Source organism: Alcaligenes aquatilis, assembly GCF_003076515.1.
GTDB lineage: Bacteria > Pseudomonadota > Gammaproteobacteria > Burkholderiales > Burkholderiaceae_B > Alcaligenes > Alcaligenes aquatilis.
In genome coordinates, this window is sequence record NZ_CP022390.1 from 1,497,718 (window position 1) to 1,513,888 (window position 16,171).

At 56.0% G+C, this 16,171-nt stretch carries 10 protein-coding genes; 3 read left to right on the forward strand and 7 right to left on the reverse strand.

All coding sequences use genetic code 11. The annotated features are described in order from the left end of the window. Nucleotides 1–11: 11 nt before the first annotated feature. The 5 genes from CA948_RS06925 to CA948_RS06945 all read right to left on the reverse strand — a co-directional run bounded on the left by CA948_RS06925 (nucleotide 12) and on the right by CA948_RS06945 (nucleotide 8,011). Entirely contained in the window at nucleotides 12–1,325 is a 1,314-nt protein-coding gene (locus CA948_RS06925) for an extracellular solute-binding protein (RefSeq protein WP_094197073.1), read from the reverse strand. 7 nt (nucleotides 1,326–1,332) lie between these two features. Then, nucleotides 1,333–2,586: a D-amino acid dehydrogenase gene (locus CA948_RS06930; RefSeq protein WP_094197074.1), complete on the reverse strand. Its 1,254-nt coding sequence runs from the start codon at nucleotides 2,584–2,586 to the stop codon at nucleotides 1,333–1,335. A 37-nt stretch (nucleotides 2,587–2,623) separates the two neighbouring features. After that, the gene (locus CA948_RS06935; protein ID WP_094197075.1) at nucleotides 2,624–3,658 is read right to left on the reverse strand and encodes a CDP-6-deoxy-delta-3,4-glucoseen reductase; all 1,035 of its coding nucleotides are present in this window, start codon (nucleotides 3,656–3,658) and stop codon (nucleotides 2,624–2,626) included. Nucleotides 3,659–3,719: 61 nt separating this feature from the next. Then, on the reverse strand, nucleotides 3,720–6,029 hold the full coding sequence (parC, locus tag CA948_RS06940; protein WP_108727662.1) for a DNA topoisomerase IV subunit A: 2,310 nt from the start codon (nucleotides 6,027–6,029) through the stop codon (nucleotides 3,720–3,722). Nucleotides 6,030–6,049: 20 nt separating this feature from the next. Beyond that, nucleotides 6,050–8,011, reverse strand: coding sequence for a DNA topoisomerase IV subunit B (locus CA948_RS06945; protein ID WP_094197077.1), 1,962 nt, complete (start codon nucleotides 8,009–8,011; stop codon nucleotides 6,050–6,052). 233 nt (nucleotides 8,012–8,244) lie between these two features. Between CA948_RS06945 and trxA the strand changes: the two genes are divergently transcribed. The 3 genes from trxA to gdhA all read left to right on the forward strand — a co-directional run bounded on the left by trxA (nucleotide 8,245) and on the right by gdhA (nucleotide 11,380). Then, nucleotides 8,245–8,571 (forward strand): thioredoxin TrxA, encoded by a 327-nt coding sequence (gene trxA, locus CA948_RS06950; protein ID WP_094197078.1) that lies wholly within the window; start codon nucleotides 8,245–8,247, stop codon nucleotides 8,569–8,571. A gap of 69 nt (nucleotides 8,572–8,640) precedes the next feature. Next, entirely contained in the window at nucleotides 8,641–9,897 is a 1,257-nt protein-coding gene (gene rho / locus CA948_RS06955; protein WP_094197079.1) for a transcription termination factor Rho, read from the forward strand. A 142-nt stretch (nucleotides 9,898–10,039) separates the two neighbouring features. Continuing rightward, complete coding sequence (gdhA, locus tag CA948_RS06960; protein WP_094197080.1) at nucleotides 10,040–11,380, forward strand: NADP-specific glutamate dehydrogenase; 1,341 nt, start codon at nucleotides 10,040–10,042, stop codon at nucleotides 11,378–11,380. Nucleotides 11,381–11,509: 129 nt separating this feature from the next. On the opposite strand, the gene bla is transcribed toward gdhA, so the two are convergent. Further along, nucleotides 11,510–12,385 (reverse strand): class A beta-lactamase, encoded by an 876-nt coding sequence (gene bla, locus CA948_RS06965; protein ID WP_108727663.1) that lies wholly within the window; start codon nucleotides 12,383–12,385, stop codon nucleotides 11,510–11,512. A 96-nt stretch (nucleotides 12,386–12,481) separates the two neighbouring features. Continuing rightward, nucleotides 12,482–16,069, reverse strand: coding sequence for a YhdP family protein (locus CA948_RS06970; protein ID WP_238988662.1), 3,588 nt, complete (start codon nucleotides 16,067–16,069; stop codon nucleotides 12,482–12,484). Nucleotides 16,070–16,171: the final 102 nt, after the last annotated feature.

Sequence of the window (16,171 nt, forward strand, 5' to 3'; positions counted from 1 at the left end):
GCACAGATAAATCAGCGTCCTCTCTGTGCCACCAAACGATTAGCTTGCGTGGCGGCAGTACGCAATGCCGTCATGGCAGGTTGCTGCCCATCCAGCGCACTTTCCAGGCTCTGATTGAACACGGCACGAATCTGACGGTAGTTACGGAAATTGCCCTTGGCTGTGCCCGACGTACCGCTGCTGTAGGCTCCCACCAGGTGCATCCAGTCGCCCTTGTCCTTGTAGTAGTCGTTGCCTGTGGCATTAAAGGCTTCGCGGCTCACCGGTAAAAAACCTGTCTTCTGGTACCAACGTGCGGCGTTCTCAGGCTGAGCCAACCAGCTGATGAAACGGGCCGAAGCCTGATTCTGTTCGGCATTATGGCCTTTTACCGCCCACAGCGCCGATCCGGTCACAAACGGTTTACCAGGAGTTTGGGTCACTTCAGGATAGTAAGGCAGACCAGTCACTGCGTACTTCAAGCCACGCGTGTCGCTGTATTCACCAATATGGCCGGAGTTCGAGAACATGACGGCACATTCGCCCTTGGCAAAGCGCTGGGGCGATTCTGGCAATGTGCCGGGCTTGACCATCAGCTCGGATTTCACCCAACTGATCATCATGGACAGGTGACGGATGTACATCACATCAAAGTCAAAGCCCACTTTGCCTTTCACCTTGGGACCCGGTGCCAGACCGTAAATCTGGTTATTCACCGCTGCCAGGTTCTCCAGGTTGATGGAGACAGACTGATCCGAAGTCAAGGGACAACGGCGCGAGCCTTTATTGGCCAGATCGACGAGCTGGGCCTGCAAATCCAGCCAGACACGGCTGGGCACCGCAGGCTCGATCTTGGCTTTATCAAACGCGTCCAGGTTGTAGTACATGACCGGAATTTCGGCCATATAAGGGAAGCCTTGCAATTGACCGCGGCCATTGCGCACAAAGGAGTTCGAGGCCAGGAACCAGGACACATTATCCATTTTTTCCCGAGCCAGCAAGGTGTGCATAGGCATGATGTAGGGGCGATCAGCGACCTCGTCCAGGCCGGACATCTCGCCTAATTGCACCAGATTGGGCAAATCCTTGCCCGCTTGCAAGACCTGTTCTAAAGAAGCTTCCGTATCATGAGCCTTGACCGACACCTTGACATCGCTCTGGCTACGATTGAAATCCCGAACCAAGCGTTCAAACTCGTCCTGATTGTGCGAGTTCAAAGCGGTCCAGACCTGAATATCAACGGCTGCCAGGGCAGTCGACCCGAACAGCAAAGCGGCTGAGCCACCCGCTGCCATCGCCAAAGCCATAACACCCCGTTTCAACAGTAATCCGCGTAGATTTTTCATACATCCTTCATGATAAAAAAGGAAATTCAGGTTCGGGTTTGTGTCCCATGAGCAGGTCTGCCAGGGCTCGGCCAGAGCCTACACCCATCGTCCACCCCAGGGTGCCATGCCCGGTATTCAGGTACAGGTTAGGTATGGAAGAGCGGCCTATCAGTGGGATATTTGATGCTGTGGCAGGACGCAGTCCTGACCAGAAATGAACATTATCAAAATCCAATGCGCTTGGGAACAGATCCGCTACATGCGTTAACAAAGCCTGACAGCGGGCGGGGTTCAAATTGCGCGAATAGCCCGACAATTCTGCAGTTCCAGCGACCCGCAGGCTATCGCCTAAGCGGGAAAAAACAAGTTTGTGATCTTTATCGGTCAGGCTGACCGTGGGCGCCCCCTCGGGAACCAGTACCGGAAAAGTAGCCGAATAGCCTTTAGCCGGGTAAACGGGGCAGGAAATCCCCAGCGGCTGCAAGACGGTGGGACTGAAGCTACCCATGGCCACCACAAAGGCGTCTGCCTGTATGGACTCGTACGTACCGTCCGGGCCAATGACCTCAACACCTACCACACGCCCCTTGGCCGTCAGCAAACGGGTGATTTGTGTAGAAAAGCGAAACTCCACCCCGGCTCGCTTGGCCATGGCCGCCAAACCGCAGGTAAATTGGTTGGCATCACCGGATTCATCATCCTTGGTATAGTCGCCACCCACAATCTGGCCACGGGCCGACGCCAGAGCAGGCTCTAACTGCACCAGCTCGTCCACGCTCATGATGCGGCGATCCACCCCCATATCGCGCATGATATCGGCCATCTGCTGAGAATCATCCAGGCTTTGAGCATCACGGTAAAAAGTGATGATGCCTTTTTCCTGATGGCGGTAATCAAAATCCAGGCTAGGACGCAATTGCTTGAGTGTGCTGCGGCTGTATTCCGCCATGGCCACCAGGGCGCGCACATTGGGCGTAACCCGTCCAGGCAGGCATTCACGCAAGAACGACAGGCACCAGCGCCACTGGCGCAGATCCAGACGCGGACGGAATAACAAGGGAGCATCGTCCTGCAACAACCACTTCAGCAGTTTGAACGGCATTTTCGGGTTGGCCCAGGGCTCGGCATACGACACCGAAATCTGGCCGCCATTGGCACGCGAGGTTTCCTGCGCAGGGCCGGTTCCCCGCTCCACGACCACCACCTCACAACCTTGCTGGCTAAGCCACCAGGCAGTTGATACCCCAATAATGCCGCTGCCCAGAACTGCTACTTTCATGTGTACTGTCCGCTTGTTGAGCTATTGACCAAGACGCTTACTTTACATCTGCCAGGGACGTAAAGGCATCTGCAAAATAATTGTCCGGATTCAGTTGGGCCTGCTCCACAAAATCCTTGCGCGCCGCTTCAACCATGCCCGGCGCGCCACAGGCGTATACCTGCCAGGCTGACAGGTCCGGCAAATCAGCCAGCACAGCTTGATGCACAAAACCGGTGCGGCCTGTCCAGCCATCTTCAGGCTGAGCGTCGGAGACCACCGGAATGAAACGCAAATTAGGCAATTCGCTGGCCCATTTCTCGGCCAGTTCGCGCTGGTACAAATCCTTGGGTCGACGCCCGCCCCAGTACAGCGCCACTTCGCGCTGGCTGCCGGTTTGAATCAGGCGTTCGATCAAGGCCTTGATCGGAGCAAAGCCCGTACCGCTGGCCAGGAACACCATAGGAGCCGCGCTGTCTTCACGCAGAAAGAAAGAACCCAAAGGCGCTTCCACACGCAGAATTTCGCGCTCTTTCATGGCGGTGGCACCGGCACCGAACACGTGATCGGTAAACACGCCGCCGGGCATGTGACGAATATGCAATTCCACCTGATTGTCTTCCCGTGGCGGTGTGGCCATGGAGTAGCTGCGACGGCTGCCGTCCTTCAGGATGAACTCCAGATACTGACCCGGGTAGTAACGAAATGGCTCGGACGACGGCATTTGCAGACGCACCACCATCACATCATCACGTACTTTTTCCAGGCCCACCACGCGCGAGGGCATTTTGCGAATCTGGATATCGGTCGCCATACGAATTTCGTGGGACTCGATCAACATGTCGCTGCTGGGCTTGGCCTGACAAAACAGGGTGTAGCCTGCAGCGCGATCCTCTTCGCTCAACAATTGCTCGGGCGCACGGCCTGCCTCGTACTCACCTTCAATGACCTTGCCACGGCAAGACGAACAGGTGCCGTTGCGGCAGCTATAGGGCAAGACGATACCTGCATTCAGTGCGCCATCCAGCACAGACTGTCCGGGCTGAACGTCAAAACTGTGCCCGCTGGGCTGAACCGTGACTTTGAAACTCATATCCAACACTCAAAAAAGAAATCTATCAGGCGGAGGGCCAGCCTCCGGCGGCTATACAAATTCAGGCCTGTTCAGGTCGATGCAACACAGGGTCGTTCAATTTGAGCGACAGGGTCTTGCCCTTGCCTGCGCGCTTGCCCAGATAATTGGCCAGCATATCCAGATCCATCACGATGGTAGACGGACGTTTGCGATTCACCCCGCTAACGGCCAGACCCGCCTCCCCAAAGGCCACCCATTGACTGAGCGTATCACCATCATTGAGCTTGATCAGTACCGTGCCACGCCCCCCTTTGGCCAGCACTTTCAGCTCCTTGATGTCCACCACCAGGAAGCGCCCCTGTTCGCTGAGCAGGCCTACGTACTGGTCATCCGGACGCAAGGCCAAAGGTTTGAGCAGTTTTTTGCCGTCCTCAATAGTGACAAACTGCTTGCCCGCTTTCTGGCGTGTATTCATGTCGCCTTGAGAGGCCACAAAACCGTAGCCGTCGCAGGCAGCCAGCAAATAGTTCTGATCCAAAGGAGCGCCCAGGATGTGCTCGATAGGCGCACTGGGGCTGACTTCAATCATGGAGGTAATGGGCTGACCGTCTCCACGCGCCGAAGGCAAGCTGGAGACCGGAACAGTATAGACCCGGCCATCGGTGCCGATGGCGACCAGGTCTGTGGTACTACGGCACTCCAGCGCATCGCGCAAGCCATCGCCGGTCTTGAAACTGAACTGTGAAGCGTCATGACCGTGGCCCTGGCGCGAACGCAGCCAGCCTTTGCGCGACACAATCACGGTGACCGGCTCATCAACCACCTTGGTTTCCAGCACAGCACGCTCGGCCGCTTCAATCAAGGTGCGACGCTCATCGCCATAGGTTTTAACGTCTGCTTCGATTTCTCGAATCATCAAGCGTTTCAAGGCCTTGGGATCGTCCAACAGCTTTTGCAAAGACTCCTGTTCCTCCAGGCGCTCTTTCAGCTCTTTCTCGATCTTGAAACCTTCCAGACGGGCCAACTGACGCAAGCGCATTTCCAGAATATCGTCAGCCTGGCGCTCGCTTAAATCAAAGCGCTCCATCAAGGCAGCACGCGGCTCGTCGGACTCACGAATGGTTTGAATGACCTCGTCCACATTCAGGTACACCACCATGCGCCCTTGCAGCACATGAATACGATCGGTGACCTTGTCCAGACGGTAACGAGTACGACGCTCCATCGTGTGACGACGAAATTCCAGCCAGCTCAGCAAGACCTGACGCAGGGAGCGCTGGCCAGGACGACCGTCCGTATCGATACATACCAGGTTGATGGAGACGTTGCGCTCCAGGCTGGTCTGTGCCAGCAAGGTGGTCACGAACTCGTCCCGATCAATGGCGCGGGATTTGGGTTCAAACACCAATCGCACCGCAGCCTGCTTGCCGGACTCATCGCGCACGGCGTCGAGCATGTTCAGCATCAAGGCTTTGGTTTGCTGTTGCTCAGTGCTCAGGGATTTCTTGCCCGCCTTGACCTTGGGATTGGTGCGTTCTTCAATCTCTTCCAGAATCTGCTGAGAGGAGCTGCCGGGCGGCAATTCAGTGACCACCAATTGCCATTGACCACGTGCCATTTCCTCAAATACCCAACGGGCACGTGCCTTGATGGAGCCCCGGCCCTGAGCGTACACCGCCGCAATATCATCGGCAGCGGAAATGATCTGGCCACCCCCTGCAAAATCCGGGCCAGGAATGATCTCGTGGATGTCCTGGTCGCTTAAATTCGGGTTGCGCAGCAGGCTGACACAGGCTTGGGCTACCTCACGCAGGTTGTGCGACGGAATCTCGGTGGCCATCCCGACAGCAATCCCCGATGCACCGTTAAGCAACATGATGGGCAAGCGGGCTGGCAAGGTCACCGGCTCTTTCTGGCTGCCATCGTAGTTGGGGATAAAGTCCACCGTGCCTTCGTCCAGCTCGTCCAGCAGCAAACGCGAGAACGGAGTCAGGCGCGCTTCCGTATAACGCATAGCGGCGGCATTGTCGCCATCGCGCGAGCCAAAATTGCCCTGCCCGTCCACCAGCGGATAGCGCAGCACAAAATCCTGCGCCATACGCACCATGGCGTCATAGGCGGCCTGGTCACTGTGGGGGTGATATTTACCCAGCACATCCCCCACCACGCGCGCCGATTTCACAGGCTTGGCCGTTGGGCCCAGGCCCATGGCATCCATCGCATACAGAATGCGGCGCTGTACCGGCTTCTGACCATCGGTCAGGTCGGGCAAAGCCCGTCCGCGTACGACCGAGACGGCGTAATCCAGATAAGCCTGTTCCGCGTAAGTCCCCAGCGTGATGCTATCGTCCGATCCCGCCGGCTCAAAATCCAATTGATTGCTGTCCATAAATAACTCTTAAATCGGGCTTAGACGTCCAGATCGGCCAAATTGCCTTTTTCTTCCAACCAGGCACGGCGGGCAGAGGCCTCGCCCTTGCCCATCAGCATGGTGAACATGGCCTGCGTGCCGCTTAAGCCATCTTCGCCCCAATGCACCGGCAATAAACGACGGGTATCCGGATTCATGGTGGTATCCCACAACTGCTCCGCACTCATTTCACCCAAACCTTTAAAACGGCTGATGCTCCAGGACTCGTTGCGTATGCCTTCATTGCGCAACTTCTCCAAAGTGGCATCCAGCTCGCCCTGATCCAGACAATAGATCTTGCGAGCCGGGCGTTTGCCAGCGGCAGGCACATCGACGCGGAACAAGGGTGGGCGCGCCACATACACGTGCCCGGCTTCGATCAGCTTGGGGAAATGGCGGAAAAACAAAGTCAGCAAGAGCACCTGAATGTGCGAGCCGTCCACGTCCGCATCGGACAGGATACAAATGCGGCCATAGCGCAAACCGGACAAATCCGGCTCGGACTGGGCATCATGCGGGTCCACGCCAATGGCTACGGAAATATCATGAATTTCCTGGTTGGCGAACAGGCGATCCCGGTCCACTTCCCAGGCGTTCAGCACCTTGCCGCGCAGGGGCAAGATGGCCTGAAATTCCTTGTCGCGGCCCATTTTTGCAGAGCCACCGGCCGAGTCGCCCTCGACCAGAAACAGTTCGGAGCTCTCCAGATCGTGCGATTCGCAGTCCGTGAGCTTGCCGGGCAACACGGCTACCCCCGAGCTTTTACGTTTTTCCACTTTCTGGGCCGAACGGGTACGGGCCTGAGCCTGACGCACCGCCACTTCAGCCAATTTTCGACCCTGATCCACATTCGCATGCAGATGCAGTTCCAGTGCGTTGCGTACATAGCCACTGACCAGACGCACGGCATCGCGGCTATTGAGTTTTTCCTTGATTTGCCCCTGGAATTGCGGATCCAGCACTTTGGCCGACAGCACAAAACTGGCACGGGCAAAGACGTCCTCAGCCTGCAGCTTGACGCCCTTGGGAATCAAACTGTGCAGCTCGGCAAAGCTGCGCACGGCCTGATACAGACCATCACGCAAGCCCGATTCGTGCGTCCCCCCGGCACTGGTCGGAATCAGATTGACATAAGACTCGCGCACAATCTGAGAGTCCAGGGTCCAGGCCACGACCCAATGAGCCCCTTCACCAGGGGAGAAATTATCGTCATCTTTCGGGGCGTACTGGCGGCCCTCGAATAGAGGCACCAACAACTCCACGCCGTCCATCTCTTCTTGCAAATAACCGCGCAAACCGTCCTCATAGCACCATTGCTGGCGCTGGCCGGTTTTCTGCTGCACCAGCTCCACGGTCACCCCTTCCAGCAAGACCGCTTTGCTATGCAGGATGTGCGTCAGTTGAGCCAGGGGAATCTGGGCGGAGTCAAAGTACTTGGGGTCAGGCCAGACCCGCACACGGGTCCCGGTCTTGCGCTTGCCCACGGTGCCCGTCTGGGTCAGGGGCTGCTCCAGCTCGCCGTCGGCAAACACAATTTCATTGGCTTGCCCGTCGCGCCAGACCAGCACTTCCAGGCGACGCGACAAGGCGTTGGTCACCGACACACCCACCCCATGCAAACCGCCGGAAAAGGCATAGGCTCCGCCATTGAGCTTGTCGAACTTGCCCCCGGCATGCAGTCGAGTGAACACCAGCTCAACCACGGGCGCATTCTCTTCAGGATGCAAGCCAACGGGAATACCGCGCCCATCATCCTCGACCTGGATACCGCCGTCCTCCAGCAAGGTAACGGTCAGGGTGCGGGCAAAACCAGCCAGGGCTTCGTCGGCGGCGTTATCGATGACCTCCTGCACAATATGCAGGGGATTATCCGTGCGGGTATACATGGCCGGGCGCTGCCGGACCGGTTCCAGCCCTTTAAGCACCCGTATAGAAGATTCGTCGTAACGTGTAGTAGACAACTTGATTCCCGGTAGATCGTACAGAAAAACGCTATTTTACGAGTGGTTAGGCGCCAGTGGGGAAACGCTTTATTGGCGCGCGTTGCGCAGTGAATGCACATTATCAACCAGACGCAATGGTATCCTGTCAAAAATTGGCAACAAGACCGTCGCAATTGGCCGTAGAATACATTGTGCTCAGGTCACGCCACACGTATAGTTTTTCGTTATCTTTTATTTTTTTGCATTTTGCCATGAGCGACTCCATCATTCACGTTACAGACGCCTCCTTCGAGAGCGACGTCCTCAAAGCCGACCTTCCTGTTTTGGTCGATTATTGGGCTGCCTGGTGCGGCCCCTGTAAAATGATTGCACCTTTGCTTGATGAGGCGGCCGAACTGTATCAAGGTCGTGTTATCATCGCTAAGCTCAATGTCGATGAAAATCCCGACACTCCTGCTCAATTCGGTGTTCGCGGTATTCCAACGCTCATGCTGTTTAAAGACGGTAAAGTCGCCCAGACTAAAGTCGGTGCACTTTCCAAGTCTCAACTTAGCGCGTTTCTCGACAGCTCCCTGTAATCTCTGATTAACCGCACGCAGGCCCATCGCTGGCCTGCGGTCTGCTGCTGAAAGCCCTTCCCCACACTCATGCACCTGAACGAATTAAAAGCTCTGCACGTCTCGCAGCTGCTAGAAATGGCTGCCACTTTGGAAATCGACAACGCGAACCGCTTGCGCAAGCAAGAGCTGATGTTCGCGATCATGAAAAAGCACGCCAAAAAAGGCGAGCAGATTTTCGGTGACGGGGTGCTTGAAGTCCTGCCGGATGGTTTTGGCTTCCTGCGTTCGCCAGAAACCTCCTACCTGGCCAGCACAGACGATATTTATATCTCTCCCTCGCAGATACGCCGTTTCAATCTGCACACAGGCGACTCCATTGAAGGCGAAGTGCGCACCCCTAAAGACGGTGAACGCTACTTTGCCCTGGTCAAGGTCGACAAGGTCAACGGCATGCAACCCGAGGCCATCAAACATCGCATCATGTTTGAGAACTTGACCCCGCTGCATCCTGATCAGCCCATGCGCCTGGAGCGTGACATCAAAAGCGAAGAGAACATCACAGGCCGTATCCTGGATATCTTCTCGCCTATCGGCAAGGGCCAGCGCGCCCTGATCGTAGCCAGCCCCAAATCCGGTAAAACCGTGATGATGCAGCACATGGCTCACGCCATCACGACCAATTACCCCGAGGCCGTCATGATCGTCCTGCTAGTGGACGAACGCCCCGAGGAAGTGACCGAAATGCAGCGTACCGTACGCGGCGAAGTGGTGGCCTCCACCTTTGATGAACCCGCGACGCGTCACGTACAAGTGGCCGAAATGGTGATCGAAAAGGCCAAACGCCTGGTTGAATTGAAAAAAGACGTGGTGATCCTGCTGGACTCCATTACCCGTCTGGCTCGCGCCTACAACACCGTGGTCCCTGCTTCGGGCAAGGTATTGACCGGTGGTGTAGACGCCAACGCCCTGCAGCGCCCCAAACGCTTTTTTGGTGCTGCCCGTAATCTGGAAGAAGGTGGCTCCTTGACCATCATCGGTACTGCCCTGATCGAGACCGGCAGCCGCATGGACGAAGTCATCTATGAAGAATTTAAAGGTACCGGCAACTGCGAGATCCATCTGGAGCGCCGCCTGGCCGAAAAACGCATTTACCCTGCCATCAACCTGAACAAGTCAGGTACACGTCGCGAAGAATTACTGATCAAACCCGACCTTCTACAAAAGGTCTGGGTTTTGCGCAAATTCATCCACGGAATGGATGAAATTGAAGCCATGGAGTTTATCCTGGACAAAATCCGGGCAACAAAGACCAACTCCGAATTCTTCGACATGATGAAGAAGTAAATCGAACATCCTGCGCAAGCCTCTCTATACGAGAGGCTTGCTTGCGATGGGCGTATTGATCGGGTGCAATCCCATGCATCCATTCTTTCAATCTGCTGAGTTCTACTCGAAATCTCAGTATTGCAAACAGAGTTCGCTTGCAATGAAATCTATCTCTCTAGAACAGTTCCTAGCCAGAGTGCAGTCCCGCGACCCAAGTCAGCCTGAATTTATGCAGGCCGTACGGGAAGTGATGACCAGCTTGTGGCCCTTCATCGAGAAAAACCCCCAGTACGCCGACCACGGTCTGCTCGAGCGTCTGGTTGAACCCGAACGTGTTATCCAGTTTCGTATTTCCTGGGTAGATGATCGTGGCCAGGTTCAGGTCAATCGCGGTTTCCGTATTCAGCACAATAATGCCATTGGTCCTTTCAAGGGCGGCATGCGCTTTCACCCCTCGGTCAATCTGTCTATCCTGAAGTTCCTGGCTTTTGAGCAGACCTTCAAAAATGCCTTGACCACCCTGCCCATGGGCGGCGGCAAAGGCGGCGCGGATTTTGATCCCAAAGGCAAATCAGATGGCGAAGTCATGCGCTTTTGCCAGGCCCTGATTGTTGAGCTTTACCGTCATCTGGGTCCAGACACCGACGTTCCTGCAGGTGATATCGGCGTAGGCGCGCGTGAAGTGGGCTTTATGGCCGGCATGATGAAAAAACTCTCCAACAGCGCGGCCAGTGTCTTTACCGGCAAGGATTTGTGCTTTGGCGGCAGTTTGATTCGTCCTGAGGCCACGGGCTATGGCACCGTATATTTCGTACAGGAAATGTTGGCACGTAAAGGGCTGTCTTTAGACGGCATGACAGTGTCCGTTTCTGGCTCGGGCAATGTCGCTCAGTACGCCATTGAAAAATGCCTGGACCTGGGTGCCAAAGTGGTGACCGTTTCCGACTCGCAAGGTTGCGTGGTGGATATGGATGGCTTTACGCGTGAAAAACTGGCGGCTCTGATGCACATTAAAAATGTACAGCGCGGCAGCTTGGTCGATTATGCCCAACAACACCGCCTGCTGTACGAGCACGGAAAACGTCCTTGGCACATCCCCGTCGATGTCGCCCTGCCTTGCGCAACCCAGAACGAGCTCGATGGCAAAGACGCCGAAATTCTGATCAAGAATGGTGTGCGTTGCGTCGCCGAAGGTGCCAATATGCCCAGCACGCTGGACGCAGTCGATGCCTTTATCCACGCCAAGATTCTGTATGCCCCAGGTAAGGCCAGCAATGCTGGTGGTGTCGCCGTCTCTGGTCTGGAAATGAGCCAAAACGCCCAGCGTTTGAACTGGACACGTGAACAAGTTGACGCAAAGCTGCACTCCATCATGCGTGACATCCACGAAAATTGTGTGAACTATGGTCAAGAAAGCGACTTCATCCACTACGTTAACGGCGCCAATATTGCCGGCTTTGTCAAAGTCGCCAATGCCATGCGTCATCAAGGTGTTTATTAAGTTTTGCGCCTTGCTCAGTAGTCAAAAAACCGCCCACAAGGCGGTTTTTTTTGTCCACAGAATCCGACATTCATATAACGGCAGCCAGATAAGCTCCCTGAAAAAAGCTCGTCAGCGCTCCACAAAAAATCAAAACCGAGCTTTTTGATCCACCGCCGCTGCCATGGCCTTGCCAATCGTGGCTATGGCCGCATTGCGCGCTTCCATCGAGGCCTTGGTTTCCGTGATGTAGACAGCCGCCACCAGCGGCCCACGCTCAGGGGGCCACATCACCGCCACGACACCGCGTGTGCCGTAAGCGGCTGCCCCGGTTCGGTCTGCTACGGTCCAGCTTTCAGGAACGCCTGCTCGCAACAAGGGTCCGCCCACTTCGTTATGGCGCAACCAGTCAATCAGCCGATCACGGTCTGAGGCTTTAAGCGCGTCGCCCAAAACCAGATTCCGCAAAGTTTGCACCATGGCTTGCGGGGTCGTTGTGTCGCGCAGGTCGCCGGGCGTGGCTTCATTCAAGCTGGGCTCGTTGCGATCCAGGCGCGTCACCGTGTCACCCACGCCACGAAGAAAGGACGTGATAGCCTCAGGCCCGCCCAGAATCTCCAAAACCCCATTAGCGGCACTATTGTCGCTGTTGCGCATCGTGATCGCACACAATTGAGCTGCTGATACCTGCTGGCCGATCAGCTCCTTTGTGGTGGGTGCGTAAGACTGAATGGCCTCCTCCTTGATCAGCCAGGCAGTTTTCATCGCACCTGGCCCTCGGGCCAACAAAGCCGCACAGATCAAGGCCTTGCTGGTACTGGCCATAGGAAAGCGCTCATCGGCACGGTATTGCCACCACTGCCCGTCTGCCGTGTCCAGTACGGCCAGACCAACACGGGCCTGCAAGGACTGTTCGACCTCTTGTACGGCCCGAACCACCGGATGGGTTTGCGCCCCAACAGCATGGAAAGACAGGCCCGCCACAACCAATGTCGCTGCCAGTCGTTTCAGTCTATGTGCGCTCATCGGCCCATCCTTGGTATAAGAGTTAAATCACGAAAAAACCTTGCTGCTACCCTGACGAAGACCTACGCAAAAGCGTTTTGGGTAAAGCGCCTGGTCTCAAGGCTCAATCCGCGGCTGCTTCTCTTTTTTCGCAGTGCTGGCCGCCGGCACCTCCAGCTCTTTGAGCTGCGGATCATCAATCTTGCCTGTCACTGCATAAGAGACAGACAGGTGACTGCTCATTGGGATCTGCATCAACCACTGCGTCAACAAAGCCCCTACCCCTACCATCGGGTTAACCGTGAAATAGGCCGCAATCGCCGCGCCGCTCATATCCAGATTCGGATTGACCACCGCAATCAAATCCAACGTCTCATCCTTGATATCAATCCAGCCTTCCAGGTTGACCGCTCCCGCCGGGCCCTTGATCTGATAATTATCCAGCTCCAGCTTGCCCTGCGACAGGTTCATGCGCCCGGTCAGGCTATCGAATGCAAAGCCTTGCTTCACGGCGCCGAACAAGTCCATATCCAGTCTGCTCAAGCGTGAAATGGACTGCAGGCTGAGCAACTCCAGCAATTTTGCCGAGCGTGATTTCAGGCTGATAAAGCGTCCTTTACGTAGATCCACATTGAACTGGCCACGAATGTTGCGCTTATCAAAAGACCAGGGGAAATTACTCCAGAACAAGGCGGCCTGCACCGTTCCCTCGCCATCTTTAATGGACTCTGTCAACAAGCCGCTGACATCCACAAACTGCCCCAAATTGCTTACCTGGCTATTGGCAAGCAATTCCAGCCCTCGCTGTGGCCCACTCAATGCCAAAGAACCGTAACCGTGCAGTTGCATGCCCTGCGCGTTCAAGGAAACGTTTTCAAGGGTCCATTTGTGGCCCTTTCCTGCGGGCTTGCCTTTGGCTTCCAAAGCACCAAAGCGCACGCCCTGTATCTGCAAATCATCCACCTTGAACGAGATCGCAGGCAAAACCAGATCATCGCTCATGGGCAGGTCGGCGTCGGGCCAAGCCCAATCCGGCCTGCCACCATTCAGGTACAAATGGGAAAAATTGGCGTTGAACATGCCGGTATAGCGGCCGCCTTGATGCTGCGCCTGCAAACGCCCTTCAGCTTGCTTGGCCTTCAGGCTCAGAAACAAGCTGCCAGCGGCATCTTCCGTGCTTTCCATCTCCAACTGATCCAGCACTTGCCCTCTAAAAAATGCCTGATCCGCTTTCAGGCGCACCCGTTCCAGCAAAGGCAACAGGGGACGGCCCGACGGAATCAAAGGACTGCCGTCCAGATTTTGACCGAACTCCTCGACGACTCTCTCCCAGGCATCCAGATCCATACGGTCATAGCGGCTATGCAATTCCAGGCCACGTTTGGGCCAACTCACTAGCCCCGGCGTTCCCATGCTGCCACTTTGAAAATAGCTGCCTTGACGGGAACCTTGAGCATGCAACAGGTTCAACAAAAAGGTCTGTCTGTCTTGCAGGCTGATCTGCAAGCGGTCCATCTTGGCGGCAGAGTCGCTGCTCCAATCTGCCTTCAATTTGGCTGCACGCTCGGCAGGTTTGTAGAAAGGCTCGGGCAAGTTCAGCGCCAGCCCCGTCAGATCGGACTCCGCGCCAAAGGAAAAAGAACCCTTGGCATCGAGCTTCATTAATACCTGATAGGGAGTCTGCCCTTGCAGACGCTGTACGCCCTTCAATTCCAGGTATTGCTCCAGACCTTGCGCAGTGATCACACCATTTATGCGCAAACCGGGCTTGCCGGGCTCGAGCACACCACTGATTTGGGTGTCGCCCCCCAGCACCTTGCCCGTCAAGGTTTGGGCACTGACGCCCTTTTCACTGAAGGCGAGCTCGCCCTTTAACGCCGTCAATGACGGAGCTTCAGGCATGTACTGAAACTCGCTATTGTTCATCTGGATTTGCCCCTGTACCTGGGTGTCATCCGCATTATCCAAAGGAACCTGCAATTTGATGGGTACAGTCCAATCCCCTTTAACGCGACTGTCGGCCAGCAAGCCATCCAGCAAGGCGTTCAGGGGGGACTGGTGCACCAGGGCCAGATAGCTGGTCGCTGGAGCCTGAGACACGCCCTCCAGCTTCAGAAAGCTGTTTTGCTCCAAGGACGTGATGTGGGTCTGAATATCGCGCAGCACAATATCCGGCTGCTTGGCGATAGGCATGCGCGCCTGCTGAGCCACAATATCCAGATTATCGTTATGCATGCGTATGCTGCCTTGTATGCCTTCCAGACGTGGCCAGGCCAAACGTTGGGGCTGGGCAGGCTGATAATCCACAATCCCTTCACCCAAAATCCCGACCACTTCAAAGCTGCCATCCGCCGGGCTCAGGCCATACGGGAAGGTGTCCAGGCCACCTTGCAAGCGGATTGTCCCGTCTCGTACCGCCCCCTGTACCAGTCCAGCCTGCATCCATTCACGCGCCAAAGGGTTGACCGTCAAAGGCAGGTAATTCACCAAAGCCGCCAGATTCAGGTGCGTGAATTGCCCCTGCCAGTCAGCCACACCCGCCTCAAACTTGGCATCCTCACGCCAACTACCTGTTAATTGCGCATCTAAATCAGGATTACGCAGAGCCAGATTCATGTTGCCAAGGCTCAGTCTGGCCTGCTCATCGCGATGAACCATGCCTTGGGCATTGAGCTGATCCAATGCCAAATAGTGGGCAAACAAATCGGGCAGGCGCAGACCAAAGCCATTCATCGACAGCGTCCACTGCACGTCGCCACTTTGCTTACCTTGGGCCAATGCCTGCACATCACGGAAACTGCCATTGAGCTCCAGATGGGCTTGCTCCAACTGCAGGCGATCTTCGCTATCCGTCAGCACGGCCACATCCTGCAATCGGGCTGCCAGTTGAATCTGTACGGCCTGGGCGGCTTGAGGCTGGCGGGCCTGGGCACGCATATCGATCCAGCCTCTGTCCAGAATCACAGGTACGTCCAGCCAAGGGCGCAGCGCGGGAGTATCGACCCCATTGGCCTGCGCCGTCATCTCCCAGGGCAAGTCCATCACATCCACGTTTTCGGGCAGACGACGCTTGCCCTGCACGCGCAAGGCCAAAGCCAGGGATTCGCCCAGATCGGCGGGCAAGGCCGTAGCCAGATTGACCTCGTGCCAACCCTGCCTGTAGCCAATCTGCAATTCAATCGATGGCAGAGTCAAGGCAGGCGCGCCACGCAGATCATCCTGCCATTGCAAGGACGTACCCTGAATATGAATGCCACGCTGCTCCAGCAACCAACGAACCGGCCCTTGCCAGACTTCGGGTTCTGCTGGGGCACGGTCATTGTTGAGATCCAGTACCTGGCCCATCACCAGAATCTGGCCCTCAGGATCGCGCCGCACCGGGATCGTCAAACCTTGTACATCCAGCTGGCGCAATTGCAGCGAACCGCTGAACAAGGACTTCCAGCTGATATCGGCTTGCAGCTTGGGCAACTGCAACATGGGCTCTTGCCCTGGCTCTGACAGCGACAGGTTCGTCACAGAAAGATGGGGATTCCAGCCCTGCCAGTCGCCTTTTAATTCTTGAATCTGAACTTGCAGGCCGGTTTGCTCACTGATTTTCTCCACCAGATAGGGGCGCAAATTATCCAGTTGGGGCACGAGCAGATAACGTAGCCCGACAAGGCTTAGCATCAGCGCAAAATAGAGCACTAGCGCCAGTCGCACAAGCCCTCGAACTACCATGCAATCAATTCCCGAGTATAGTTAGATACGGTCATTTCCGGCCTTGTCAGACAAGTCATCTCACTTGTCGTCCCCCCTTATCCG

Bases quoted from the DNA above. Each gene is read 5' to 3' on its own strand.
- CA948_RS06935 (WP_094197075.1), bottom strand. From the start codon at position 3,658: ATGAGTTTCAAAGTCACGGTTCAGCCCAGCGGGCACAGTTTTGACGTT.
- rho (WP_094197079.1), top strand. From the start codon at position 8,641: ATGCACCTGAACGAATTAAAAGCTCTGCACGTCTCGCAGCTGCTAGAA.
- bla (WP_108727663.1), bottom strand. From the start codon at position 12,385: ATGAGCGCACATAGACTGAAACGACTGGCAGCGACATTGGTTGTGGCG.
- CA948_RS06925 (WP_094197073.1), bottom strand. From the start codon at position 1,325: ATGAAAAATCTACGCGGATTACTGTTGAAACGGGGTGTTATGGCTTTG.
- parC (WP_108727662.1), bottom strand. From the start codon at position 6,029: ATGGACAGCAATCAATTGGATTTTGAGCCGGCGGGATCGGACGATAGC.
- gdhA (WP_094197080.1), top strand. From the start codon at position 10,040: ATGAAATCTATCTCTCTAGAACAGTTCCTAGCCAGAGTGCAGTCCCGC.
- CA948_RS06930 (WP_094197074.1), bottom strand. From the start codon at position 2,586: ATGAAAGTAGCAGTTCTGGGCAGCGGCATTATTGGGGTATCAACTGCC.
- trxA (WP_094197078.1), top strand. From the start codon at position 8,245: ATGAGCGACTCCATCATTCACGTTACAGACGCCTCCTTCGAGAGCGAC.